We start from the raw sequence: 24,274 nt of genomic DNA on the forward strand, positions 1-24,274 counted from the left end.
TGTGGTTCTCCTTCTGATCGGTCTCACCGCTTTCCTGGGTGGGACCAACTTCTTCGCCACCGTCGTACTGAGCTTGGTGCTGCTGTTCATCGCCGTCCTGATGTGCATGCCTCAGCTCGTCGGCGGTGAACAGCTCCTCACGATCGGCGACCGTCCGTGGCGCAAGGCGCCGCGCGGTGGCCGCCGGGCTTCGCCGGGGCCCGGCAGGGTTCAGGCCAGGCCGCCGAGTCATCCCGTACGCCGGCCGGATGCCGACTCGGCTTCACCTCCTGCTTCACCTCAGTGTCCGGTCCATGGTGCGGCTGCTGAGTCGGCGTCCGCCCCCGCTCCGCACTTCCCGGACACCGACGCGGTGCGTGCCGCGGCCGAGGAGTTCCTCGAACTCTTCGCCTCCGAGAACCCTCGAGCCGACCGGATCGGCCCGCGCATCGCCGCGGTGATGCGCGAGATCGACCTCACCGGCACCTACTGGCACACCCCCGAGGAGCTGGCCTTCGGCGCGCGCGTCGCCTGGCGCAACAACGCCCGCTGCATCGGCCGCTTGTACTGGCGCAGCCTCCAGGTCCGTGACCTGCGCACCGTCGGCGACGCCGCCTCCGTCGCCGCCCACTGCTTCGACCATCTCCGCGCCGCCCACAACGGCGGCAAGATCCGCCCGATGATCAGCATCTTCGCCCCCGAGACTCCGGGAAAGCCCGCCCCACGGATCTGGAACGAACAACTCATCCGGTACGCCGGCTACGACCAACCCGACGGCCGTGTCCTCGGCGACCCCCGCTACCGTCCCTTCACCGCCGAACTGGTCCGCCGCGGCTGGCAACCGCCGGCAGTCCCCGGAGCCTTCGACGTACTCCCCCTCGTCGTGGAAACCGTTGACGAAGGCCCCCAAATGTTCCAGCTCCCCACCCACTCGATCCACGAGGTCCCCCTCGAACACCCCGAGCTCCCCTGGTTCGCCGACCTGAACCTGCGCTGGCACGCCGTACCGGTCATCAGCAACAACCGCCTCGACATCGGCGGCATCTCCTACCCCGCCGCGCCCTTCAACGGCTGGTACATGGGCACCGAGATCGGCGCCCGCAACCTGGGCGACGACGACCGCTACGCCCTGGTCCCCGAAGTAGCCCAACGCCTAGGCCTCAACACCGCCGACGAGTCCACCCTCTGGCGAGACCGAGCCTTGGTCGAGCTGAACCGCGCCGTCCTCCACTCCTTCAAGTCCAAAGGCGTCAGCATCACCGACCACCACACCGAGTCCCGCCGCTTCCTCGTCCACCTGGAACGAGAAGAACGAGCCGGCCGCCGCTGCCCCGCCGACTGGACCTGGATCGTCCCGCCCATGTCCGGCTCCCAAACCCCCGTCTTCCACCGCCTGTACGACGCCGCGGACCAGGTCCCCAACTTCTTCACCGACCCCGAAACCACCTCCCGAGGCCTCCACGGCAGCCCCCCGGCCTTCCGCCTCTAGGACGTCACCGGGGTGCGGGGGGACGAACCCCAGCGTGTCCACCAGGGTCTTTCACGGGCGCGGTTCCGCACGCGCCGCCGCCAGGCTGGTACCCGTCCAGGAGCCGGGTTTTGGTGTTAGGTCGTTGGTGAGGATCTACCTCTGTCGCCCGGACCGGGACGTCTTGTGCCGGATTCCGAGTGAGAGGCAGTGCGTGACATGACCACGCTCGAACAGCAAGTGGGCCGTGCGATCAGACCGTTCACCGTCCGTTTCCGCGACGCGGCGCTTGCCGATCTGCGCCGCCGTCTGAGGGCGACGCGCTGGCCGAGCCGGGAGCTCGTCGGCGATCGCTCGCAGGGGGTGCAGCTCGCCACGATGCGGGCGCTGGGCAAGTACTGGACGAGGGACTACGACCTACGGCGCGTGCAGTCCCGCCTGAACGCGCTGCCCCAGTTCACCACCGAGATCGACGGCGTGGACATCCACTTCGTCCACGTCAGGTCCAAGCACCCGGACGCGCTGCCGCTGGTCATGACGCACGGCTGGCCGGGATCGATCATCGAGATGATCGACTCCGTCGGCCCCCTGACCGACCCGACGGCGTACGGCGGCACCCCGGCGGACGCGTTCCATCTCGTGCTGCCGTCGCTGCCCGGCTACGGCTTCTCGGCCGAGCCGGCCGAGGTCGGATGGGACCTGGTCCGCACCGCCCGTGCCTGGGCGGAGCTGATGGACCGGCTCGGCTACGACCGCTACGTGGCGCAGGGCGGTGACGTCGGCGCCGGCGTCACCGACGCGATCGGACGGCTGGGCCCGCAGGGGCTGGTCGGCATCCACACCAACCTGCTGGTGCCGGCGCTCAACGACCCCACCTCGCTGCCGGACGACACCGAGGAGGAACGCGCGGCGCTGGCCGCCATCAAGGTCTTCCAGACCAGCGGGAACGGGTACTTCGTGGAGATGGCCACGCGGCCGGAGACGATCGGGTACGCGCTGCTGGACTCACCGGCCGCCCTCGCCGCCTGGATGATCGACCACGACACCGACGCCTACTACAAGATCGCCGGCGCCTTCGTCGACGGCAAGCCCTCGGGCAACCTCACCCGGGACCACATCCTCGACAACGTCACGGCGTACTGGCTGACCGGTACCGGAGCGTCGACGGCCCGGTCGTACTGGGAAGCGTACGGGCCGGACGCGCCGGCCGCCGGGCGCCCACCGCTTCCGGACCCACGGGTTCCGGTCGGGTTCAGCACGTTCCCCGGCGAGATCTGGCGGACACCCCGCAGCTGGGCCGAGAAGGCCTACCCCACGCTCAACTACTTCGGGGTCGCGGCGCGCGGCGGCCACTTCGCGGCCTGGGAAGAGCCGGAACTGTTCGCGGCGCAGGTGCGAGCCGCGTTCCGTCCACTGCGCTAGCCGCGGGCCGCGAGCGTCGCGCAGCGGCTCCAATCACCGCCAGTACGTCCAAATCTTCGAATCCCTGAGGTGGAGAACCATGACTTCGTCCGCGTCCCAACCCACTCGACGGCACGTGCTGCAGGGCGGCCTCGCGGCCGGCCTGACCGTCGCCGCGTCCGCCGCGCTCGGCCAGGCCCCGGCGAGCGCGGCCCCGTCCACCGGCCCGACCGGAATTCGCCCGTTCCGGGTCGCGATCGGACGCGATCAGGTGGCCGACCTGCGCCGCCGCATCGCCGCGACCCGCTGGCCGTCCCGAGAGCTCGTCGCCGACCGCTCGCAAGGCGTACAGCTGGCCACCGCTCAGGCCCTCGCGCGGTACTGGGCGAGCCGTTACGACTGGCGGCGGTTCGAGGCGAAACTCAACGCGCTACCCCAGTTCACGACGCAGATCGACGGCGTCGACGTGCACTTCATCCACGTCCGCTCGCGGCACCGCAACGCACTGCCGTTGGTCATGACCCACGGCTGGCCCGGCTCGATCGTCGAGCTGCTCGAGACCGTCGGTCCCCTCACGAACCCGACCGCGTACGGCGGCGCCGCGGCGGACGCCTTCCACCTCGTGCTGCCGTCGATCCCCGGCTACGGCTTCTCCGGCAAACCGACCGAGCTCGGCTGGGACAGCACCCGGACGGCGCGCGCCTGGGCGGAACTCATGCGGCGCCTCGGCTACACCCGTTACGTCGCCCAGGGCGGCGACGTCGGTGCCGCCGTCACGGACAACCTCGGCCGCCTGGCACCGGCGGGACTCCTCGGCATCCACCTGAACCTGCTGGTCCCGGCGTTGGCCGGCACCGACAAGCTGCCGAAGAACACCGACGAGGAAAAGGCCGCGGCCGCCGCACTCCAGGTCTTTTCGACGAGCGGCCGGGGATACATCGTCGAGCAGTCGACGCGGCCACAAACGATCGGCTACGCGCTGCTGGACTCCCCGGTCGCCCTGGCGGGCTGGATGCTCGACCACGACACCGACAGCTACCTCAAGATCTCCCGCGCCTTCCTCGGGGGCCGACCGTCGGGCAACCTCACCCGCGAGCACATCCTCGACAACGTCTCGCTCTACTGGCTGACCGGCACCGGCGAGTCCGCCGCCCGCATCTACTGGGAAAGAACACAGACCGCCGCGTCGGGCCAGACCCTTCCGCCAGTGTCTGTCCCGGTCGCGTTCAGCGCCTTCCCGGGTGAGATCTTCCAGGCGCCGCGCAGCTGGGCCGAGACCAGCTATCCGACCCTCAGCTACTACAACCAGCCCGCGCGGGGCGGACACTTCGCCGCCTGGGAGGAGCCGGAGTCCTTCACTCGGGAAGTTCGTGCCGCCTTCCGATCACTTCGCTGACGAACCCCCCTGCGACAGGGCCCGTCCCAGGTCTGCACGACACCCCGGGCTGGCCGGGCAAGGGCCCTCCAGCGATGATTCACATCGTTGGTACGGCGAAGGGGAGCTCAGATGCAGCAGCAGCCGCTGGTCGACCGGGAAACCGAGCGGGCCGCTCTCGACAGCATGGTCGCGGCGGTGCGCGACGGCGAGAGCCGGGTCCTGGTCGTCCAGGGCGCTCCGGGCGTCGGCAAGTCCGCACTGATGGGGTACGCCGAGCAGACGGCCACCGGGATCCGGGTGCTGCGCGCGGGCGGAATCGAGTCCGAGATGGAGCTGGCGTTCGCCGCACTGCACCAGCTCTGCCTGCCGCTGCTCGACCGGATGGCAGTCGTTCCCGGGCCGCGGCGCGAGGCCCTGGAGACGGTGTTCCGCCTGCGAACGGGCACCCCACCCGACCCCTTCCTCGTCGGGCTGGCCGTGCTCGACCTGCTCTCGGACGCCTCCGAGGGGCAGCCGCTGCTCTGCCTGATCGACGACGCGCAGTGGCTCGACCAGGCGTCGGCACAGGTCCTGGGGTTTGTCGCGCGCCGGCTGCTCGCCGAGTCGATCGGCATGCTGTTCGGCGCACGGGAACCCAGTCCGGAACTGCGCGGGCTGCCGACGCTGGAGGTCACCGGCCTGCGCGAGGCCGACGCGCACACCCTGCTGAACTCGCTCACCCACGCCCGGCTCGACCAGCGCATCCGCGACCAGATCGTGGCGGAGACCAACGGCAACCCGCTCGCGCTGATCGAGTTGCCCCGCGGTCTGACTCCCACTCAGATGGCCGGTGGCCTCGGTCTGCTCAACGCCGACATGGTGCCGGGCCGGATCGAGGAGAGCTTCGTCGGCCGGATGCAGGACCTGCCCGAACCCGCCCGTCTGCTGTTGCTGGTCGCCGCGGCCGAACCGGCCGGCGACACGGATGTCGTGCTCCGCGCGGCCGGCCAGCTCGGCATCGACCTGGCAGCGGCGGCCGGCACCGACGGGCTGATGACGATCGGCGAGCGGGTGACGTTCCGGCACCCGCTGGTGCGGTCCGGTGTCTACCGGGCAGCCGGGGCTGCGCAGCGCCGTACGGTCCATCGGGCGCTGGCGGAGGTCACCGACCCGCGAGTGGCCTCGGATCAGCGCGCCTGGCACCTTGCGGCCGCGGCCTCCGGCCCGGACGAGACCGTCGCCGTCGAGCTCGAGCGCTCCGCCGGTCGCGCGCAGGCGCGCGGCGGAGTGGCAGCCGCCGCCGCGTTCCTGCAACGGGCAGTCGCGCTGACCAGGGACCCTGCACGGCGCGTTGATCGGATGCTGGCGGCCGCCGAGGCGAGCCTGGACGCCGGTGCGGTCGAGGACGTACGCCGCCTGCTGGGGGCGCTGCCCGGAGGACTCGACGCGCACCAGAGCGGCCGCGCCGCCGTACTGGAAGGTCAGCTGGCGTTCGCCTCAGGCGCCGGCGTCGCGGCGATCCCGCTGTTGGTGAACGCCGCCACCCGATTCGCCGACACGCACCCGCAACTGGCGCGGGAGACGTTGCTGAACGCATGGGGCATGGCGAGCGTCATCTCGGACCGGGAGAGCTTCGTGGCCGTCGCCCGAGCCGTGCACAGCGTGCCGGCAAGCGGCGAGCGGGGCGCGCTCGATCTCGTTCTCGACGGGGTCGCGCTGCTGGTGACCGCGGGCTGGGCGGACGCGGCGGGGACCTTGCGCGAAGCCGCGAAGTTGATCGGCGACCTGCCGGCCTCCGCGGTGGTGCGCTGGGGATGGCAGTCCACGGTCGTGTTCGGAGCCATCTGGGATCTCGAAGCGCTGCAGGCCGTCTGCACCCAGCAGGTTCGCCTCGTGAGGGAGGCCGGCGCCCTGCAGGTGCTGCCGAACAACCTCACCGGCCTTGCGTACGCGCTGACCTGGGCCGGCGAGTTCGAGCAGGCGGCGGCCGCGATCGCGGAGGGCGAGCTCGTCGCAGCGGCAACCGGCAATCCGCTTCCGCCGTTCAACAGCCTGCACCTGCTCTCGCTGCAGGGCCGCGAACGGGAGACCACCGAACTGATCACGGCCGCTCTGGAGACGGCCGCGGCCACCGGCTTCGGCGCCGCCCTGACGACCGCGCACTGGGCCGGCTCGGTGCTCTACAACGGGCTGGGCCGCTACGCGGAGGCGATGAGCTCGGCACTTGCGGCCGAGCAGACCTGGGAGCCGGTCGGCACGGCGTGGGTGTTACCGGAGCTCATCGAGGCGGCCTGTCGCACCGGTGAGGTCCAGGTCGCCCGTGACGCCCTGGACCGGCTCATCGAGGCCACCCAACCGTTCGACGCCGACTTCCCAGCCGGCCTGGAAGCGCGGAACCGCGCCCTGCTCGCCCATGACGACGATGCCGAGGCTCTCTACCAGGAAGCGATTGAGCGGCTGGGCAGGACCCGGATGCGTCCCGACCACGCACGAGCCCATCTCTTGTACGGCGAATGGCTGCGCCGCCGAGGACAACGGGTCGAGGCCCGCCGGCAACTGCGGACCGCGTACGACCTCTTCGTGGCGATCGGCATGGAGGCGTTTGCCGACCGCGCCCGCCGAGAGCTGCTGGCAACCGGCGAAACGGTCCGCAAACGGACCGCCGAGATCACCTCCGACAAGGTGCTGACCGCACAGGAGCGGCAGATCGCGTTGCTGGTCCGCGACGGCCTGTCGAACCCCGAGGTCGGCCAGCGCCTGTTCATCAGCCCCCGCACCGTCGAATGGCACCTCCGCAAGATCTTCACCAAGCTCTCCATCGACTCCCGCCGCCAACTCCGCGACGTGCTCTCCCACGCCGACGACAACATCGTGACGACGTAGTACGCGCGATCCCGGCGTACTCGCGGGCCTGTGCTCTGCCGCGGCGGCGCTACGCTGCCCGAACTGCACGAGACCAGGAGGGGCCAGCCATGCCACGGACCATCATCTCGACTCCGAACGCGCCGAGTTCACCGCTCTACAGCCAGGGGGTCAAGGCCGGACCACAACTGTTTCTCTCAGGCATCGTCGGCATCGACCCAACCACCGGCACCCTCGCCGGCGAGACGATCCAAGCCCAAACCAGGCAGGCGCTAACGAACTGCCAGGCCATCCTCCAGGCCGGCGAAGCCACCCTGGACGACGTAGTCGAGGTCGGCATCCTCCTCACCAACCCCACCGACTTCACCGCCCTGAACGACGAGTACGCCCGCTGGTTCCCGACCAACCCACCCACCCGCTACGTCGCCAAACTAGGCGTCGACCTCCCCGGCCTCCTGGTCTCAATCCGCATGACCGCCTTCGTCACTCCGCCGGCCTTTCGTTGAAGCCGCAACGGCGAGCAGCCTGCCTTTACGCTCGGCGTCCAACCGCTGAACCACCTTCTCGACGGCCGGTTGGTTCTGCGAGGATCGGTGCGTGGCACGAGTAGCGGTGACCGGAAGCAGCGGGAAGTTGGGGCGCGCGGTGGTTGATCACCTCGCCGAGCACGGCTGGGAGGTGATTGCCCTCGACCAGGCTCCGCCGGCGCGGGCCGACGTCAGGTCGACGAGGCTCGACCTCACCGATTTCGGTCAGACGTACGAGGCGATCGCCGGCATCGACGACCGCCATGACGGCGTCGACGCGGTGGTGCACCTGGCCGCGATTCCCGCGCCGGGTCTGCGCCCGAACGCGGCGACGTTCCAGAACAACATCACGGCGACGTACAACGTCTTCTCGGCCGCGTTGCGGGCCGGCGTCCGTAACCTGGTGTGGGCCTCGAGCGAGACCGTGCTCGGCCTGCCCTTCGACGAGTTCCCGCCGTACGTGCCGGTCGACGAGGACTATCCGCCGCGTCCGGGCAGCACCTACTCCCTGGTGAAGACGCTCGAAGAGGAGATGGCCCGGCAGCTGTGCCGGTGGCACCCCGACCTCAAGCTGATCGGGCTGCGCTTCTCGAACGTGATGTACCCGGAGGACTACGCCCGCTTCCCCTCGTTCGACACCGACGCACAAGCCCGCAAGTGGAACCTCTGGGGCTACATCGACGCCCGCGACGGCGCCCAGGCGGTCCGCAAGGCACTCGAGTACGACGTCACCGGCACCGACGTATTCATCGTCGCCAACGCGGACACCGTCATGTCCCGCCCCAACGAGGAACTGCTCGCCGAGGTCTTCCCGGGGGTACCGGTGAAGCGCCCGTTCGGCCCCAACGAAACCCTCCTGTCCATCGACAAGGCCCGCCGCCTCCTCGGCTACGAACCGCAGCACTCCTGGCGCACCAGCTAGCGCACCGTCATCGTTTCTGACCTACGCAACCGTCAGCGGATCCGCATGCCCGAGATTGCGCGGGAGATGACGAGGCGCTGGATCTCCGACGTGCCCTCGAAGATGGTGTAGATCTTGGCGTCTCGGTGCATGCGTTCTACCGGGTACTCGCGGGTGTAGCCGTTGCCGCCGAGGATTTGGATGGCTTCTTCGGTGACCTTGACGGCGACCTCGCCGGCTTTGAGTTTGGCCATGGAGCCTTCGCCGTGGCGGTAGTCGGGGGTTTCGCCTCGCATCAGAGCTGAGGACATGTTGGCGGCTCGCCAGACCAACAACCTTGCGGCGTCGATTTCCAGGGCCATGTCGGCGAGTTTGAAGGCGATGCCCTGGTTGTCGATGATCGGGCGGCCGAACTGTTCGCGGCCCTTGGCGTAGTCGAGGGCGAACTCGTAGGCCGCGCGGGCGATGCCGATGGCCTGGGCGCCGACGATGTGGCGGGTCATTTCGAAGGTGGCCATGGAGGCGTTGCGGGCCGGGCCTGAAGAGTCGCGGGGTTCGCGGGCCTTGGCGAGGCGGGCGTCGAGTTTTTCCTTGCCGCCCAGGACGTTCGCGGCGGGGATACGGACGTTGTCGAAGAAGACGTCGGCGGTGTGGGAGGCGCGGAGGCCGTGCTTCTTCAGCTTCGTGCCCTGCTCGAGGCCGGATACCTCGGACTTCGGTACGACGAAAGCGGCCTGACCCTTGGTGCCCAAGGAAGGGTCGACCGTGGCGACGACCACGTGGATGTCGGCGATGCCGCCGTTGGTGGCCCAGGCCTTCTGGCCGTTGATGACCCACTCATCCGTCTTCTCGTCGTACGTCGCGCGGGTGCGGATCGCGGAGACGTCCGAGCCGGCGCCGGGTTCGGAGGAGCAGAAGGCGGCGACCTGGACGTCGTCGGGGGTGCCGTAGCAGCGTGGGAGCCACTGGCTCCACTGCTCGGGGGTGCCGTTGGAGAAGATCGCGGACGATGCGAGGCCGGTGCCGACCAGCGACATGCCGATGCCGGCGTCACCCCAGAACAGTTCTTCCTGGACCAGCGGCATCAGGAGGCCGGACGGGTCGATGAAGAGGTTGATGCTCGCCTCGAGGCCGTACAGGCCGATCTTCGCGGCCTCCTGGATCACTGGCCACGGCGTCTCCTCGCGCTCGTCCCACTCGGACGCGGCGGGGCGGATCACGTCGGCGGCGAAGGTGTGCGCCCAGTCGCGGAGCTCGCGCTGGTCGTCGTTGATCGCCAGCGAGAAGCTGCTCCAGCCCGGCTTGGCCCGCTCGGCGCCGAGCTCGCCGGCCAGGGACATCACGTCCGCGGAGACAGTCGGCTTGGGGTCGGTCATGGTCATCGAGTCCTCCGAGGAGCGCGCAGGGGAAGCGCGAGACAGGGGTCCGGGCACCGGCAACAGCACAGCGGTTCAGGCGGTACGGCGTACGGCCGAAGCCGCGCCGAACCATCGGAAGCCGATGTTACCCACGAGTGTAACCGTCGTTTGCACCAGGGGGCACCCCTGCGACTAAGATCGGTACATGAGCTCCGCGTTGCTCGCGATCGGACGCCGCCGGACCACGGCGGAGCGTCGTCGTGACCGGGAGCGGGACATCATCCGCTGCACCCGCGAGCTGTTCGACGAGCGCGGCTCGATCGACGCGCAGATCGACGACATCGCCAAGCGCGTCGGCATCAACAAGGCGCTGATCTACCGGCACTTCGCCGGCAAGGAAGAGCTCTTCGCGCTCACGCTGATCGACTACCTGGGTGAGCTCGACGCGCGGCTCGAGGCCGTCGACAGCGTTCGCCGTACGCCGATGAACCGGCTCAAGGCGCTCAGCGAGGTGTTCGTCGACTTCTGCCTGCAGTACCCGGCGTTCGCGGACTGCGCGATGAGCCTGCTGCGGCGGACCGGCGACGAACTGTTCGGCGAGATCACCGAGCCGGTGATGGTGAAGCTCGGTACGGCGATGGGCAGCGCCCTGCAGCGCATCTCCACCATCCTGAAGGCCGGCCAACGCACGGGCGTGTTCGACGAGGTCGACACCGACTACCTGGCCAACCATCTGTACACGCAGACCCTCGGCTCGCTGCACATGGCGCGGATGGGCCTGATCGTGTCCGCCGCGCAGCCGGGGCACCCGGTGGTGCACCAGGCCGACATCGCGACCGTCCGCGAGACGGCGATCACCGCCACGCTCGCCACGGCAGTCGGACGCCAGGCCCTCGGCCCCACCGGCAAGGCCACCAAAACCATCAAGACCACCAGCAAGACCACCAAGACTTCCGCCAAGCCCTCCACGGCTTCCGCCGGCCGCACTTCCAGCAGTACAGGAGAATCCCCGTGACCGAACCCCGCAAGGTTGCCGTTGTCGCAGGCAACCGGATCCCGTTCGCCCGCCAGGACAAGAACTACCGGCACGCGTCGAACTCGGACATGCTCACCGCCGCGCTGAACGGCCTGGTCGACCGGACCGGCCTCGGCGGCGCGGAGCTCGGCGAGGTGGTCGCCGGCGCGGTCCTCAAGCACGCCCGCGACTGGAACATGGTGCGCGAGGTCGTGCTCGGCTCGAAGCTCGCCGCCACCACCCCGGCGTACGACCTGCAGCAGGCCTGCGGGACCGGGCTCGAGGCGGCGATCCTGGTCGGCAACAAGATCGCCCTCGGCCAGATCGACGCCGGGATCGCGGGCGGTGTCGACACCGCGTCCGATGCGCCGATCGGGGTCAACGACAAGCTGCGCACGATCCTGCTCGATCTCAACCGGGCCAAGACCCCGCAGGACCGGCTCAAGGTGCTGGCCCGGGTCCGCCCGAAGGACATCGTCCCGGAGATCCCGCGCAACGCCGAGCCGCGCACCCGCAAGTCGATGGGCGAGCACGCCGCGCTGACCGCGCTCGAATGGGGTGTCACCCGCGAGGCTCAGGACGAGCTCGCGTACCGCTCGCACATCAACCTGGCCGCGTCGTACGACCGTGGTTTCCACGACGACCTGATCACGCCGTACCTGGGCCTGGACAAGGACCAGAACCTGCGCCCCGACACGACGCCGGAGAAGCTGGCCAAGCTCAAGACCGTGTACGGCAAGGGCGAGACCGCGACGATGACCGCGGGCAACTCGACCCCGCTGACCGACGGCGCGTCGACGGTGCTGCTGTCGACCGACGAGTGGGCCGCCGAGCACGGCCTGCGCCCGCTCGCGTACCTGACCCACGCGCAGACCGCCGCGGTCGACTACGTGAAGGGCGCCGAGGGCCTGCTGATGGCCCCGGCGTACGCCGTACCGAAGATGCTCGCGCGGGCGGGCCTGACCCTGCAGGACTTCGACTACTACGAGATCCACGAGGCGTTCGCGTCCCAGGTGCTGGCGACGCTGAAGGCCTGGGAGGACCCGATCTTCTGCAAGGAACGGCTCGGCCTGGACGCACCGCTCGGCGAGATCGACCGCGCCAAGCTGAACGTCAACGGCAGCTCGCTGGCCGCCGGTCACCCGTTCGCCGCGACCGGCGGGCGGATCGTGGCCGCGCTGGCCAAGCAGCTGGACGAGAACGGCGGCGGCCGCGGGCTGATCTCGATCTGCGCCGCCGGTGGCCAGGGTGTCGTCGCCATCCTCGAGAAGTAGGAGCCTGAAGAGATGACGGATCGCTACCAGACCTTCACGCGGACGCCGCTCGGCCAGGCCCTGGTGAAGAACCTCGGCCTGCCCGACCCGACCCCGCTCCCCCGCTGGCGTGACGGCGCGCCGGTGATCGACGGGCCGGTCGTGTTCGGTTCGATCGGCGAGACCGACACCGGCAAGGCCATTCAAGCGCTGCTCCGCGACATCGGCGCCAGCTTCAGTACGGCGGCCGAAGGGGTCGCGTCGAGCGAGCTGCGGCCGAAGGCGCTGGTCTTCGACGCGACCGGCGCGGCCAGTACGGCGGAGCTCAGCTCGCTGCAGCGCTTCTTCTCCCCGCTGATCCGCCAGCTCGGCGCGGCCGGCCGCGTGATCGTCGTCGGCCGGACGCCGGAGCTCGCCGCGTCACCCGAGCAGCAGATCGCGCAGCGCGCGCTCGAGGGCTTCACGCGGTCGCTCGGCAAGGAGGTCAAGCGCGGCGCCACGGTCAACCTCGTGTACGTCGCGCCCGACGCGCACGACCAGCTCGAGTCGACGCTGCGGTTCTTCCTGTCGCCCAAGTCGGCGTACGTCGACGGTCAGGTCGCCCGGATCGGCACCGGGCCGCTGGTCACGACCGACCCAAGCCAGCCGCTCGCCGGCAAGGTCGCGCTGGTGACCGGCGCCGCGCGAGGGATTGGTGCCGCGATCGCTGACACCCTGGCCCGCGACGGCGCGACCGTGATCGGCGTCGACGTACCGCAGAACGCGAACGACCTGCGCAAGGTGATCTCCAAGGTCGGCGGCAGCGAGCTGCTGCTCGACGTGACCGCGATCGACGCGCCGCAACGGATCGCGGCACACGCGCAGGAGCACCACGGCGGGCTCGACATCGTCGTCCACAACGCCGGCATCACCCGGGACAAGCGCCTCGCGAACATGCGCACCGATACCTGGGAGGCCGTGCTCGACGTCAACCTGCGCGCGCCCGAGCGGATCACCGCGCACCTGCTCGAGTCCGGCGCGCTGCGCGACGGCGGCTCGGTGATCGGCGTGTCCTCGATCGCGGGCATCGCCGGGAACAACGGGCAGACCAACTACGCGACATCCAAGGCCGGCGTGATCGGGCTCGTCCAGGCCTACGCGCCGAAGCTGGCCGAGCGGCAGATCCGGATCAACGCGGTCGCGCCCGGGTTCATCGAGACCGAGATGACCGCGCGGGTGCCGTTCGCGATCCGCGAGGTCGGCCGGCGGATCAACTCGTTGCAGCAGGGCGGGCAGCCGGTGGACGTCGCGGAGACGATCGCCTGGTTCGCCGACCCGGCGTCGGCCGGCGTGACCGGGAACGTCGTCCGGGTGTGTGGTCAGAGCATGTTGGGAGCCTGAGGTGCCGACCCGCCGGTACGACGACTCGCCCGGCCTGGGGTCGCTGTACGCGCGGACCGTGAAGGCCACGCTGCGCAAGGCCGAGTACGAGCCCGACGTGGACGGGCTGACGCTCGAGCTGCCGGAGGTGGTGGTCGATCAGGACCACCTGGCGTCGTACCGGGAAGTGACCGGGTTCGCGGCCGGGCCGCTGCTGCCGGTGACCTACCCGCACGTGCTGGCGTTTCCGCTGCATCTGGACCTGATGTCGGATCCGTCGTTCCCGTACAAGCCGATGGGGATCGTGCACCTGTCGAACACGATCACCCAGCACCGGCCGATCCCGCTGCACGCCGATCTGGCGATCACCGTGCACAGCGGGCCGGAGCGGCCGCACCCGAAGGGGACCGTGTTCGACGTCCTGAGCGAGGTGCGGGTCTTCGGTGAGCTGGTGTGGACGGACTCGACGACGCTGCTGAGCCGGTCCTCGGGTGACGCGTCCGCGCACGCGGAGCTGCTGACGGATCCTGAGGTGGACGGGGTCGCCTGGTGGGACCTGCGCGGGAATCTCGGACGCCGGTACGCCGCCGCCTCCGGCGACCGCAACCCGATCCACCTGTTCAAGCTGTCGGCGCAGGCCTTCGGCTTCCCGCGACAGATCGCGCACGGGATGTGGGCGAAGGCGGCCGCGCTGGCATCGATCGAGCGCGCAGTCGGACTGCCGGACGCGTTCGAGGTCCGAGTCGACTTCCGCAAGCCGTTGCTGCTGCCGTCCCGGGTGCAGTTCGGCTACACGCGCGAAGGCTCGGTGACCGATTTCGCCCTGTACGACGAGAAGCACGAACTGACCCACCTGATCGGCCAACTCACCGAACGCTGAACTCAGCTTTCCGGACCCGGGACCGACAGCGGGTCGAAGCCGTACGGGAGTTCCAAGCGGTGGGCCGACATCAGCGTCGGGTCGGCGAGGAGGTCTCGGGTCTTGCCGTCGGCGACGATGCGGCCGGCGTCCATCAGGAGGCTGCGTTCGCAGAGCTGGAGGGCGTACGGGAGGTCATGGGTGATCATCAGCAGCGTGACATCCAGCGACGACAGGATGTCGGCCAGCTCGCGGCGGCTGGCCGGGTCCAGGTTGCTGGAGGGTTCGTCGAGGACCAGGACCTCGGGGCGCATCGCCAGGACCGTGGCGACGGCGACTCGGCGGCGTTGACCGTACGAGAGGTGGTGCGGAGCCACGTCGGCGTGGTCCTGCATTCCTACCTGGACGAGGGCTTCGTGGACCCTGGCGTCGAGGTCGGCGCCGCGCAGGCCCAGGTTGGCGGGGCCGAAGGCGACGTCGTCGCGAACCGTCGGCATGAAAAGCTGGTCGTCAGGATCCTGGAAGACGAGGCCGACCTTCCGGCGTACCTCGGGCAAGTGCTCGCGGTGCAGGTCGCTGCCGCCGATCTGGATGCGGCCGCTGCCGGTGCCACCCGCGACCGAGCCGAGGATGCCGTTCAGGTGCAGGACGAGCGTTGTCTTGCCGGCGCCGTTCGGCCCGAGCAGTGCGACCCGCTCGCCGCGTTCGACGGTGAAGTCGACGCCGAACAGCGCCTGCCGGCCGTCCGGGTAGGCGAACACCAGACGCTCGACGTGGATCGAAGGACCGCTCACAAGCCGACCACCCTAGCCGCCACCGCGACGGCGATCGCCGCCAGGGACACCGTGAGGCCGGTCAGCCACTGCCCACGATCGGCACCGCCCACCGACAGCAACGGCAGCCGCCCGGTGTAGCCACGCGACTGCATCGCCAGGTGAACGCGCTCCCCGCGTTCGAAGCTGCGGACGAACAGCGCGCCCACTCCCCCGGCCACAGCGCGAAGATGCCCTGCCCGCCCACCGGCGTACCCGCGCGACTCCCGGGCGATCCGCATCCGCTGCAGATCGTCCGACACCACACTCAGGTACCGAACCATGAACGACAGGATCGCCACCAACGTCGACGGCAGCCGCAGCCGCTCGAGCCCGGCCAGCAGATCCCGCGGCCCGGTCGACGCCGACAGCACGATCGCGGCGACGACGCCGAGCGTCCCCTTCGCCAGTACGTTCCACGCCCCGAGCACCCCGGACGACGACAGTGACACCCCTAGTACGTCGACCTGCGGCCCGGTCGCCACGAACGGCAGCAGCAGCGCGAACACGATGAACGGCGTCTCCACCGCCAGCCGCCGCAAGACCGTTGCGGCAGGCAACCGAGCCAGCGCGACGCAGCCGACGATCAGTACGCCGTACAGCCCGAACGCCCAGAACACCCCCGCCGGCGTCGACACCACCGCCAGCACGAACAGCAGCAGCGCGACGATCTTCACCTGCGCCGGCAACCGGTGCACCAGGCTCCCGGTCGGCACCAGCAGGCCGTCTCCGCTCACGACACGGTCGTGTCGGCGTTGGCGCGCGCGGACCGCAGCGACGCGACCTTCGCGATCAGCAACCCGACGGCGATCGTCACCAGTACGCCGATGATGCCGGCCAGCGCGCCGGACACGTGACTGTTCCCGATCCCGCTCACGCCGTAGTCGGCCAGCGGACTCCCCGCCACCGCCGAATCCCGAGCCGCGCTCTCGAACCCGAGCTTCGCCCCCACGAACTCCAGCCCGTCCGGATGCGCACTCGCGAACAAGCTGACCACCCCGGCCACGACCAGCGTCACCGCGACCCCGACGCCCAGCGATCGCCCGGCCGGCCGCGCGGCGATCGGACGGTCCGGCGATACCGTCGACGAGTTGCCGTCCGCGTCCACCAGCACGAGATCGGCCTGCAGGTGCCGCGCGGCGTAGACAAGATCCGGTCGCGTGGCGACGACAGCGCTCAGCACGGCTCCGGTGATCACCGCCTCGCCGATCCCGACGAGAACGTGCCAGCCGACCATCGCGGTCGCCAGCTTGGCGATCGGGATGTCGACCGCACCGCCCACGGCGTACAGGCCGGTGAAGCAGAGCGCGGCGACCGGCACCGACACCAGCGCGCCGACGGTGGTCGCCGGTACGACGCTGCCGACCCGGCGAGGCAGCACCTGGAGCAGCGCGCGGGTGACGAAGTACCCGACGAGGACCGTGACCAGCCCCATCAGCGTGATGTTGGTCCCGAGCGCGGTCAGCCCGCCGTCGGCGAACAGCAGTCCCTGCACGAGCAGCACCGTCGACATCACCAGCATCGCCGTCCACGGCCCGACCAGCGCCGCCGCGAGCGCGCCGCCGAGCAGGTGACCGCTCGTCCCCGCGCCGACCGGGAAGTTCACCATCTGGACAGCGAACACGAAGGCCGCGGTCAGACCGGCCAGCGCCGGCCCGGTCTCGCGGATCTCGCGGTTGGCGCGGTGCAGGCTGATGCCGACGGCACCGGCCGCGATCAGTCCGGTCGCGATCGAGGTCGGTGCGTCGAAGAATCCGTCGGGGACATGCATGCCCCCATTCTTGATCCAGTTGCGACCGGATCGCAACAAGGAGCGGTCAGAGGTCCTTCAGCGCCTCGCCGTACGCACGGTGGAAGGTCGGGTAGGCGAGGATCATCTGCTGCAGCTCCTTCACCGGTACGGCGGCGTGCACGGCGACCGCGAGCCCGCTCAGCACCTCACCCCCGACCGGTCCGGCGCTGGTCGCGCCCACCAGCACACCGCGCGACGCGTCCATCACGACCTTGATGAACCCCTCGTTGCCCGCCTTGTGGATCCAGCCGCGGGTCGAGTACGGGATCTGGGTGATGCCGGTCCGGACGTCGAGACCCTGGTCGCGGGCCTGCTGCTCGGTCAGCCCGACCGCGCCGATCTCCGGGTCGGTGAAGGTCACTCGGGGCATCGCGTGGTAGCTCGCCCGCGGGGCGTCGTCGGCGCCGAGGATGTCGAGCACCGCGACGTTGGCCTGGTACATCGCGTTGTGCGTGAACACGCCGACCCCGGTGACGTCGCCGACCGCCCAGACGTTGCTCGCGGCCCGCACGTGCTCGTCGACGGCAACGAACCGCGCCGACGGGTCGATGCCGACCGCGTCCAGTCCGAGCCCGCGGATGTCGGTCCGCCGTCCGGTTGCCACCAGCAACTTCTCGCCGGTGACCTCGGAGCCGTCGCCCAGCCGGACGGTGAATCCGTCGTCGTACGACACCGCCTCGGCCCGGACGCCGACCCGGAAGGTGATCCCGTCCCGCTCGAGCATCTCCTGGGCCAGCGCGCTCGACTCCGGCTCCTCCAGCGCCAGCACCCGGTCGAGCGCCTCGACCACGGTCACCTCGACGCCGAACCGCGCGAACACCTGCGCGAGCTCCAGCCCGATCGCGCCCCCGCCGAGCACGACGATCGTCGCCGGCAGCGTGTCCGCCTCGATCGCCTCGTGGTTGGTCCAGAACGGCGTACCGGCCAGGCCCTCGATCGGCGGTACCACCGGCACCGTGCCGGTCGCGATCACGATGCCCTTCGACGCCTCGAACGTCCGGTCACCGGCCTGCACGGTGCCCGGCGCGACGACCGAAGCGCGCTCCCGCAGGAACGTGACGCCCTTGCCCACCAGCCGGTCGACCGCGACCTGGTCGTTCCAGTTGTCGGTGGCCTCCTCGCGGATCCGTCGCGCCACCGGCGCCCAGTCCGGCTCGACCGTGGCCCGGCCGGCCATCCCGTCGACCCGCCGCGTCTCGGCGATCAGGTTCGAGGCCCGGATCATCATCTTGCTCGGGATGCAGCCCCAGTACGGGCACTCGCCGCCGACCAGCCGCGGGTCCACCCCGACCACGTTCAGCCCGGCCTGGGCCAGTCGCCCGGCCGTCTCCTCGCCACCCACACCGAGCCCGATCACGACCACGTCCACCTGTTCAGCCATGCGCCCAAATCTCGCAGAAGCACGCGTCCCGGCCAAGCGCCCGAGCCGGTGGCAGGCCGAAGCCGCAAACAGTCACCACAGCGTCAGCAACCGTTCACCCGCCCTCCGTGACTTCCCGGGCTGACTCGGCACCGGCCGGCAGGGATAACCTGCTGGCCTACTACCCGAGGAGGCCGTCGTGACCGTGATCGCCCATCTGAGTGATCCCCACCTGGACGGGACGACCGAGGCGCGCGACCGCCTGCGCCGCGTCACGTCGTACCTGCTGGCCTTCAGCCGGCCGGTCGACGTCGTCCTGGTCACCGGCGATCTCGCCGACCACGGCACCGAGTACGACGAGGTCGCCGCCGAACTCGCCGCGTTCGGCGACGTCCCGGTCCTCGTCCTGCCCGGCAACCACGACGTCCGTCCCGAGTTCCGCACCGGCCTGACCGCGTACGTCGAACCGGCGTTGACCGACGCGGGCTCGGCCGGCGCTCCCAGTGCCTCCGGCCAGCTGAGCGCCGAGGACCCCGTCCACCAGGTCCGCGACGTCGCCGGCGCACGCTTCGTGCTGCTCGACACCACCGTCCCTGGCGAGGACCACGGCCTGCTCAGCGCCGACTCCCTCGACTGGCTCGACGCCGCACTCGCCGAGCCGTACGACGGCCCGGTCTTCATCGCCTTCCACCACCCGCCGGTGGGTCTGCAGCACCCGACGATGGACCAGTGGCTGCTGCGCGAACCGGGCCAGTTCGCCGCCGTCCTCCGCCGCCACCCTGTCACCGCGCTGCTCGCCGGTCACCTGCACAATGGCATCAGTACGACGTACGCCGGACTGCCGCTCTTACTTGCCCCCGGCATCAGATCCAGCGTGCCGCTCACCTTCGAGCCTCCGTCGCCCAGCGGCACCCTCGTCGACCTGACCTCGCCACCCGGCCTCGCGCTGCACGTCCATCATCCCGGCATCCCGCTGCTCACCAAGTTCGTGCAGCTGACATGAGCGAGCTGCGGCCGATCGGCCGGGTCCAGTCCTCGCTCACCGACTCCGCCGACGCACCCCGCCAGGGCGACGAAGGCGCTCCCGACGCCTGGCTGGTCATCGACCCGGCGTACGGCGACGCCATGAGCGATCTGAGAACCGGCGACGAGATCCTGTTGATCACCTGGCTCGACCGCGCCGACCGCAACGCCCTCCAGGTCCACCCCCGCGGCGACCTGACCCGCCCACCCACCGGCGTCTTCAGCACCCGCTCCCCCGACCGCCCGAACCCCCTCGGCCTGCACCGCGTCACGATCCTCGCCATCGAGCCCCTGATGGTCCAAGTCAACAACCTCGAAGCCCTCGACGGCACGCCCCTGCTCGACATCAAGCCGGTCCTCGGTGACGTCGAAGGGCGCTGACCCTGAAAGTCCGCTAAGAAGGCGGCGGCAAGGACATCATCGGGACCACTCCTGCGTTGATACTGGCAACACGTCTGACGGAGGAAACCCATGAGCCTGATCGGAACCCTGTTGGGGTACGCCCTGACCCTGTTCATCCTGGTGCTGATCGTGCGCATGGTGCTCGACTGGACCGCGCAGGTCGCCACCGGTCCGTCGCGGACCGGCCGGGCCCGCGAGTTGACTCACGCCTGGACCGAGCCGGTGATCGCGCCCGTACGGCGCAAGCTCCCGCCGCTGCGCGCGGGCGGAATCGGCATCGACCTGGCGTTCACCCTGGTCTTCGTCGCCGCGCTGATCCTCCGGTCGGTCGCCTTCAGTCTGTGACGAGCCCGTCCCACGACCAGCGCGGGATCGACAGCCCGGCCGGAACGTCCGAGGCCGAGCCCGTGTACTGCGTCATCGAGACCGTCGTCGCCCAGGCGAAGTAGTCGTAGAGGACCGACCTGAGCCGATCGTTTTCGGTCAGGCCGATGTCCGTCAACGCCTGGTCGAAGCACGCGATCGCGCGCCGGTCCATCTCCTCGTGCGGCCCGTTCCCGCTGTGCATCCGGACGACGGAGCTCTCGGTGCCGTACGCGTCGGTGTACGCGGCCGGTCCGCCGAGCGCCTCGATCCAGTAGGCGGCCAGTCGTTCGGTGTGCTCGGGATGGAACCCGTGGCTGAACGCGTGACTGACCACCTCGTCGGCCAGCACCCGCTCGTGCCAGGCGTGCGCCAGTCGTCGTAACCCGTCGTCCCCGCCCACAGCGTCGTACACACTCTGCATCTCCCGAGCGTGCCACAACGCAAGGACCCCCGGCAGTACGCCGGGGGTCCTCATCACAACAGGATCAGAAGTTGATCATGTGCCCTTCGAGGCCGTGGAAGGCCTCCTGCAGCGCCTCGCTCAGCGTCGGGTGGGCGTGCACGTTGCGGGCCAGCTCGGTGGTGGTCAGGTCCCACTTCTGGGCCAGGGTCAGCTCGGGCAGCAGCTCGGTGACCTCGGGGCCGATCAGGTGGGCGCCGAGCAGTTCGCCGTACTTGGCGTCGCTGATCACCTTGACGAAGCCGGTCGGGTCGGCCAGGCCGTGGGCCTTGCCGTTGGCGGTAAAGGGGAACTTCGCGACCTTGACGTCGAAGCCCTCCAGCCGCGCCTGCTCCTCGGTCCAGCCGAAGCTGGCGATCTGCGGCTGGCAGAACGTCGCCCGCGGGATCATCACGTGGTCGAGCTCCATCGTCTCGACACCCGCGATCGTCTCGGCCGCGATCACGCCCTGCGCCTCGGCCGCGTGCGCCAGCATCAGCTTCGCGTTGACGTCGCCGATGGCGAAGATGTTCTCGACGTTGGTGCGCATGAACCCGTCGGCCTTGATCGCGCCGCGCTCGGTCAGCTCGACGCCGATCTTGTCCAGGCCGTAGCCGTCGACGCGCGGCTGGAAGCCGATCGCCTGCATCACCTTGTCGGCCTCCAGCACCTGCTGGTTGCCGTCCTTGCCGGTGACGGTGACCTTCACCTTCTCGCCGGAGTCGTCGATCGAGTCGACCCGGGTGCCGGTGAGCACGTCGACGCCGAGCTTCTTGTACGCCTTGGCGAGCTCCTTGGAGACCTCGATGTCCTCCAGCGGGACCATCCGGTCGAGGAACTCGACGATGGTCACCTTCACGCCGTAGTTGGCCAGCACGTAGGCGAACTCGACACCGATCGCGCCGGCGCCGGCGATCACGATGCTGCCCGGCAGCTCCTCGGTGAGGATCTGCTCCTCGTAGGTGACGACCCGGTCGCTCAGCTGGGTGCCCGGGAGCAGCTTGGTGGTGGCGCCGGTGGCGATGATGCAGTGGTCGAAGGTGACGGTCTCGGAGCTGCCGTCGTTCAGCGAGACGTCGAGGGTGTTGGGGTCGACGAACGAGCCCCAGCCGTCGTACTCCTTGATGTCGTTCTTCTTCATCAGGAAGTGCACGCCCTTGACGCGGCCGTCGGCCACCTTGCGGCTGCGCTGCACCGCGGTCGGGAAGTCGAAGGTCACCTCGCCGCTGATGCCGAAGGTCTTCGCCTCCTTGGTGAAGATGTGCGCCAGCTCGGCGTTGCGCAGCAGCGCCTTGGACGGGATGCAGCCCACGTTCAGGCAGACACCGCCCCAGTACTTCTTCTCGATGATGGCGGTCTTGAGCCCGAGCTGGGCGGCGCGGATCGCCGCGACGTACCCACCCGGGCCGGCGCCGAGGACAACAACGTCAAAGTGCGAGGCCATACCGTCAACTTTAGTGCCTCGCACCAGCCGGTCCCGCCGTGGGCCCCGGTGGCGGTGGTCACGATCGGTGAGGCGGGGTACCGCCTGGGCCGGGTCACGCCTAGGCTGAGGGCGCACGGGGGCCGTCGTACCTCTCGTGCGCGTGAGGCGACGGTCGATGGGGGCTGGATGGACAAGAGGCGTGGGTTGCGGTTCGCCGCGCTCGGCACGCTGCTGGCCGTCTTCGCCGTACCCGCCTACTCCGCGTACGCCGACGACCCGACTCCCCCGCCGCCGGCGTCGGTGACCGACGTCAACCGGTCCCTGGAGCAGCTCCGGGCCGAGGCCGCCGCCGTCCAGGCCGAGGTCGCCAAGGCGACGATCGCCTACACGAACGCGCTCAAGGCCGCCCAGACCACCGAAGCCGCCGCGAAACGCGCCGAGGTGTACGCCGCCGCCAAGCGGGCCAGCTCCGAGGTCGAGCGCCGCAAGCTCGGCCTGCTCACCGCCCAGGCCTACCAACTCGGCATCCCGACCGTGATCGGCACCGAGTCGATGCTCTGGTCGCTGGCCCCGATCGCGGAGAACCTCCAGGAGATCGCCGACCGGCAGGCCGCGATCAAGCAGCTCGGCAGCACCCAGGTCGCCCAGTACAACGCGGCCAGCGCCGCCGAGAACGCGGCCGGTACGGCGGACAACGACGCCAAGAACAAGCGCAAGGCCGCCGACGAGGCCTCCGCCAAGGCCCAGCAGCTCAGCAAGGAGCTGCAGCAGAAGGCCGCGAACGCCTCCATGACCATGGAGGGCCAGCTCGCCGACCTGGCGGGCGCGACCCAGCTGGCCGACCAGCTCCAGGTCAGCCGCAACCAGCAGGCCAAGTCGCGCTGGCAGACCTATCTGGCCGAGCTGACCGCCGTCGGGCTGAAGCCGCCCGCGGCCGCCACCCTCCGGAACCCGGCCAAACTCCCGGCCGGGATGAAGCCGCTGACGGCCGCCGGGAAGGCCGTGGCCGGCGCCGCGTCGTTCACCGCCGCCGGCCGGACGGTCAAGGTCCTCCCGGCCGAGACGATCCGGGCGGTCAACCAGGCGTTCGCACTGCTCGGCAAGCCGTACGGAGTCTCCGGCACCGGCCCGGCCAAGTACGGCTGCCTCGGCGCCGCGCGGGCCAGCTGGGCGCCGTACGCGAGTCTGCCGAGTCCGATCGGCAACGTCTACCGCGACTACCAGACCGTCCCCGCCGCCGCGACGCAGCCGGGCGACGTCCTGGTGATGGGCAGCCGGTCGGTCGGGCTCTACCACATCGGCATCGCGCTCGGTGACGGCGAGATGATCGCCGCCGACGAGGCCAAGGGCTCGGTCGTCGTCACGACCGTTCCGGAAAGCCTGTTCTCCGCACTCCGGCCGACGCTCGGCAAGCCGGCCAAGGTGCAGACCGCCCCGGCGACGACCTCGCAGGCCGGCGGCTTCCGCTGCGGCAACACGCCGACGTCGTACGACGTCGGGACCGGCGCCTGGACCTGGCCGCTGGCCGACGGCACGTACGAGATCGGTACGCCGTTCGGCCAGTCGGGTGCGTTGTGGGCCAGCGGGATCCACACCGGGCAGGACTTCCCGGCCGCGATCGGTACGCCGGTCCGCGCGGTGACCGCCGGCACGGTCCGCGTCGAACACCCGGCCTGGGCGGGGAACCTGGTCCGCATCGACCACGGGAACGGCCTGGAGACGCTCTACGCGCACCTGAGCTCGATCGACGTCCCGGACGGCACGCACGTCCAGGCCGGTCAGCGGATCGGTGCCGTGGGCACCGAAGGGAACTCGACCGGCGCGCACCTGCACTTCGAGGTCCGCCTCGGCGGCGACGCCGTCAACCCGATGCCGTTCCTGGCCACCGGCGGGACGAGCCTGGGCTGGGGTGGCTACAGCAACGGCATGATCCCCGCGAACAAGCTGTGCAACATCACCAGCGGCCACTCCCTGCGCTGCGACGCCGCCACGGCGTACCTGGGCCTGGCCTCGGCGTACCAGAAGCGCTTCGGCAAGGCGCTGTGCATCACCGACTCGTACCGCTCGTACAGCTCCCAGGTCTCCCTGTACGGCCGCAAGCCGTCCCTGGCCGCCCTCCCCGGTACGTCGAACCACGGCTGGGGCCTGGCCGTCGACCTGTGCGGCGGCATCGACCGCTTCGGCACCGCGCAGCACCAGTGGATGCTGCAGAACGCTCCCCGCTTCGGCTGGATCCACCCCGACTGGGCCAAGCAGGGCGGCAACCGCCAAGAACCCTGGCACTGGGAGTACGGCAACTCCACCAGCGCTTAGGG

At 70.1% G+C, this 24,274-nt stretch carries 21 protein-coding genes; 14 read left to right on the forward strand and 7 right to left on the reverse strand.

The annotated features are described in order from the left end of the window. Position 1 precedes the first annotated feature (1 nt). The 6 genes from ABD235_RS09225 (at position 2) to ABD235_RS09250 (ending at position 8,516) form a co-directional block, all read left to right on the forward strand. The gene (locus ABD235_RS09225) at positions 2 to 1,468 is read left to right on the forward strand and encodes a nitric oxide synthase oxygenase (protein ID WP_344172010.1); all 1,467 of its coding nucleotides are present in this window, start codon (positions 2 to 4) and stop codon (positions 1,466 to 1,468) included. Between the two features lie 198 nt (positions 1,469 to 1,666). After that, entirely contained in the window at positions 1,667 to 2,869 is a 1,203-nt protein-coding gene (locus ABD235_RS09230; protein ID WP_344172012.1) for an epoxide hydrolase family protein, read from the forward strand. 79 nt (positions 2,870 to 2,948) lie between these two features. Continuing rightward, entirely contained in the window at positions 2,949 to 4,244 is a 1,296-nt protein-coding gene (locus tag ABD235_RS09235; RefSeq protein WP_344172014.1) for an epoxide hydrolase family protein, read from the forward strand. Positions 4,245 to 4,355: 111 nt separating this feature from the next. Beyond that, entirely contained in the window at positions 4,356 to 7,088 is a 2,733-nt protein-coding gene (locus ABD235_RS09240) for an AAA family ATPase (protein ID WP_344172016.1), read from the forward strand. An 89-nt stretch (positions 7,089 to 7,177) separates the two neighbouring features. Next, positions 7,178 to 7,573 (forward strand): RidA family protein, encoded by a 396-nt coding sequence (locus ABD235_RS09245; protein ID WP_344172018.1) that lies wholly within the window; start codon positions 7,178 to 7,180, stop codon positions 7,571 to 7,573. Positions 7,574 to 7,664: 91 nt separating this feature from the next. Continuing rightward, positions 7,665 to 8,516, forward strand: a complete 852-nt coding sequence (locus tag ABD235_RS09250; RefSeq protein WP_344172020.1) for an NAD-dependent epimerase/dehydratase family protein — start codon at positions 7,665 to 7,667, stop codon at positions 8,514 to 8,516. Positions 8,517 to 8,548: 32 nt separating this feature from the next. Here the strand turns inward: ABD235_RS09250 and ABD235_RS09255 are convergent, their stop codons facing one another. Then, a complete protein-coding gene (locus tag ABD235_RS09255; protein ID WP_344172022.1) occupies positions 8,549 to 9,877 on the reverse strand; it encodes an acyl-CoA dehydrogenase family protein in 1,329 nt (442 codons plus the stop codon). Positions 9,878 to 10,058: 181 nt separating this feature from the next. Here ABD235_RS09255 and ABD235_RS09260 point away from each other — a divergent pair, with 181 nt between their 5' ends. From ABD235_RS09260 to ABD235_RS09275, 4 genes are read left to right on the forward strand one after another with little or no spacing between them, the layout of a single operon-like run. Continuing rightward, positions 10,059 to 10,868, forward strand: a complete 810-nt coding sequence (locus tag ABD235_RS09260) for a TetR/AcrR family transcriptional regulator (protein ID WP_344172024.1) — start codon at positions 10,059 to 10,061, stop codon at positions 10,866 to 10,868. Then, on the forward strand, positions 10,865 to 12,142 hold the full coding sequence (locus ABD235_RS09265; RefSeq protein WP_344172026.1) for an acetyl-CoA C-acetyltransferase: 1,278 nt from the start codon (positions 10,865 to 10,867) through the stop codon (positions 12,140 to 12,142). The genes ABD235_RS09260 and ABD235_RS09265 overlap by 4 nt, the downstream gene beginning before the upstream one ends. Before the next feature lie 12 nt (positions 12,143 to 12,154). Continuing rightward, the gene (locus tag ABD235_RS09270) at positions 12,155 to 13,501 is read left to right on the forward strand and encodes a 3-oxoacyl-ACP reductase (RefSeq protein ID WP_344172028.1); all 1,347 of its coding nucleotides are present in this window, start codon (positions 12,155 to 12,157) and stop codon (positions 13,499 to 13,501) included. 1 nt (position 13,502) lies between these two features. Next, positions 13,503 to 14,360 carry a MaoC/PaaZ C-terminal domain-containing protein gene (locus tag ABD235_RS09275; RefSeq protein ID WP_344172030.1) on the forward strand — a complete coding sequence of 286 codons (858 nt, stop codon included), beginning with the start codon at positions 13,503 to 13,505 and terminating at the stop codon, positions 14,358 to 14,360. 2 nt (positions 14,361 to 14,362) lie between these two features. Here ABD235_RS09275 and ABD235_RS09280 read toward each other — a convergent pair whose 3' ends face one another. From ABD235_RS09280 to ABD235_RS09295, 4 genes are read right to left on the reverse strand one after another with little or no spacing between them, the layout of a single operon-like run. Continuing rightward, entirely contained in the window at positions 14,363 to 15,133 is a 771-nt protein-coding gene (locus ABD235_RS09280; protein WP_344172032.1) for an energy-coupling factor ABC transporter ATP-binding protein, read from the reverse strand. Next, positions 15,130 to 15,888, reverse strand: a complete 759-nt coding sequence (gene cbiQ, locus ABD235_RS09285) for a cobalt ECF transporter T component CbiQ (RefSeq protein WP_344172034.1) — start codon at positions 15,886 to 15,888, stop codon at positions 15,130 to 15,132. Before cbiQ ends, ABD235_RS09280 begins: the two co-directional genes overlap by 4 nt. Continuing rightward, entirely contained in the window at positions 15,885 to 16,922 is a 1,038-nt protein-coding gene (locus ABD235_RS09290; protein WP_344172036.1) for an energy-coupling factor ABC transporter permease, read from the reverse strand. The genes cbiQ and ABD235_RS09290 overlap by 4 nt, the downstream gene beginning before the upstream one ends. A 46-nt stretch (positions 16,923 to 16,968) precedes the next feature. Then, complete coding sequence (locus ABD235_RS09295) at positions 16,969 to 18,324, reverse strand: dihydrolipoyl dehydrogenase family protein (protein WP_344172038.1); 1,356 nt, start codon at positions 18,322 to 18,324, stop codon at positions 16,969 to 16,971. A gap of 178 nt (positions 18,325 to 18,502) precedes the next feature. Here ABD235_RS09295 and ABD235_RS09300 point away from each other — a divergent pair, with 178 nt between their 5' ends. The 3 genes from ABD235_RS09300 to ABD235_RS09310 all read left to right on the forward strand — a co-directional run bounded on the left by ABD235_RS09300 (position 18,503) and on the right by ABD235_RS09310 (position 20,073). After that, entirely contained in the window at positions 18,503 to 19,306 is an 804-nt protein-coding gene (locus ABD235_RS09300) for a metallophosphoesterase (RefSeq protein ID WP_344172040.1), read from the forward strand. Continuing rightward, complete coding sequence (tsaA, locus tag ABD235_RS09305) at positions 19,303 to 19,707, forward strand: tRNA (N6-threonylcarbamoyladenosine(37)-N6)-methyltransferase TrmO (RefSeq protein WP_344172042.1); 405 nt, start codon at positions 19,303 to 19,305, stop codon at positions 19,705 to 19,707. The genes ABD235_RS09300 and tsaA overlap by 4 nt, the downstream gene beginning before the upstream one ends. Positions 19,708 to 19,797: 90 nt before the next feature. Beyond that, on the forward strand, positions 19,798 to 20,073 hold the full coding sequence (locus ABD235_RS09310; RefSeq protein ID WP_344172044.1) for a YggT family protein: 276 nt from the start codon (positions 19,798 to 19,800) through the stop codon (positions 20,071 to 20,073). On the opposite strand, the gene ABD235_RS09315 is transcribed toward ABD235_RS09310, so the two are convergent. Beyond that, positions 20,063 to 20,515 carry a group II truncated hemoglobin gene (locus tag ABD235_RS09315; protein WP_344172046.1) on the reverse strand — a complete coding sequence of 151 codons (453 nt, stop codon included), beginning with the start codon at positions 20,513 to 20,515 and terminating at the stop codon, positions 20,063 to 20,065. The two genes, ABD235_RS09310 and ABD235_RS09315, sit on opposite strands and share 11 nt — an antisense overlap. Positions 20,516 to 20,579: 64 nt before the next feature. Continuing rightward, positions 20,580 to 21,977 carry a dihydrolipoyl dehydrogenase gene (lpdA, locus tag ABD235_RS09320; RefSeq protein WP_344172048.1) on the reverse strand — a complete coding sequence of 466 codons (1,398 nt, stop codon included), beginning with the start codon at positions 21,975 to 21,977 and terminating at the stop codon, positions 20,580 to 20,582. 168 nt (positions 21,978 to 22,145) lie between these two features. Between lpdA and ABD235_RS09325 the strand changes: the two genes are divergently transcribed. After that, positions 22,146 to 24,272: a peptidoglycan DD-metalloendopeptidase family protein gene (locus ABD235_RS09325; RefSeq protein ID WP_344172050.1), complete on the forward strand. Its 2,127-nt coding sequence runs from the start codon at positions 22,146 to 22,148 to the stop codon at positions 24,270 to 24,272. Positions 24,273 to 24,274: the final 2 nt, after the last annotated feature.

This window comes from Kribbella lupini (assembly GCF_039529595.1).
In the GTDB taxonomy this organism is placed as follows: Bacteria; Actinomycetota; Actinomycetes; order Propionibacteriales; family Kribbellaceae; genus Kribbella; species Kribbella lupini.

Bases quoted from the DNA above. Each gene is read 5' to 3' on its own strand.
- ABD235_RS09230 (WP_344172012.1), top strand. From the start codon at position 1,667: ATGACCACGCTCGAACAGCAAGTGGGCCGTGCGATCAGACCGTTCACC.
- ABD235_RS09235 (WP_344172014.1), top strand. From the start codon at position 2,949: ATGACTTCGTCCGCGTCCCAACCCACTCGACGGCACGTGCTGCAGGGC.
- ABD235_RS09240 (WP_344172016.1), top strand. From the start codon at position 4,356: ATGCAGCAGCAGCCGCTGGTCGACCGGGAAACCGAGCGGGCCGCTCTC.
- ABD235_RS09245 (WP_344172018.1), top strand. From the start codon at position 7,178: ATGCCACGGACCATCATCTCGACTCCGAACGCGCCGAGTTCACCGCTC.
- ABD235_RS09255 (WP_344172022.1), bottom strand. From the start codon at position 9,877: ATGACCATGACCGACCCCAAGCCGACTGTCTCCGCGGACGTGATGTCC.
- ABD235_RS09260 (WP_344172024.1), top strand. From the start codon at position 10,059: ATGAGCTCCGCGTTGCTCGCGATCGGACGCCGCCGGACCACGGCGGAG.
- ABD235_RS09270 (WP_344172028.1), top strand. From the start codon at position 12,155: ATGACGGATCGCTACCAGACCTTCACGCGGACGCCGCTCGGCCAGGCC.
- ABD235_RS09290 (WP_344172036.1), bottom strand. From the start codon at position 16,922: ATGCATGTCCCCGACGGATTCTTCGACGCACCGACCTCGATCGCGACC.
- ABD235_RS09295 (WP_344172038.1), bottom strand. From the start codon at position 18,324: ATGGCTGAACAGGTGGACGTGGTCGTGATCGGGCTCGGTGTGGGTGGC.
- tsaA (WP_344172042.1), top strand. From the start codon at position 19,303: ATGAGCGAGCTGCGGCCGATCGGCCGGGTCCAGTCCTCGCTCACCGAC.
- ABD235_RS09310 (WP_344172044.1), top strand. From the start codon at position 19,798: ATGAGCCTGATCGGAACCCTGTTGGGGTACGCCCTGACCCTGTTCATC.
- ABD235_RS09315 (WP_344172046.1), bottom strand. From the start codon at position 20,515: ATGCAGAGTGTGTACGACGCTGTGGGCGGGGACGACGGGTTACGACGA.
- lpdA (WP_344172048.1), bottom strand. From the start codon at position 21,977: ATGGCCTCGCACTTTGACGTTGTTGTCCTCGGCGCCGGCCCGGGTGGG.
- ABD235_RS09325 (WP_344172050.1), top strand. From the start codon at position 22,146: ATGGACAAGAGGCGTGGGTTGCGGTTCGCCGCGCTCGGCACGCTGCTG.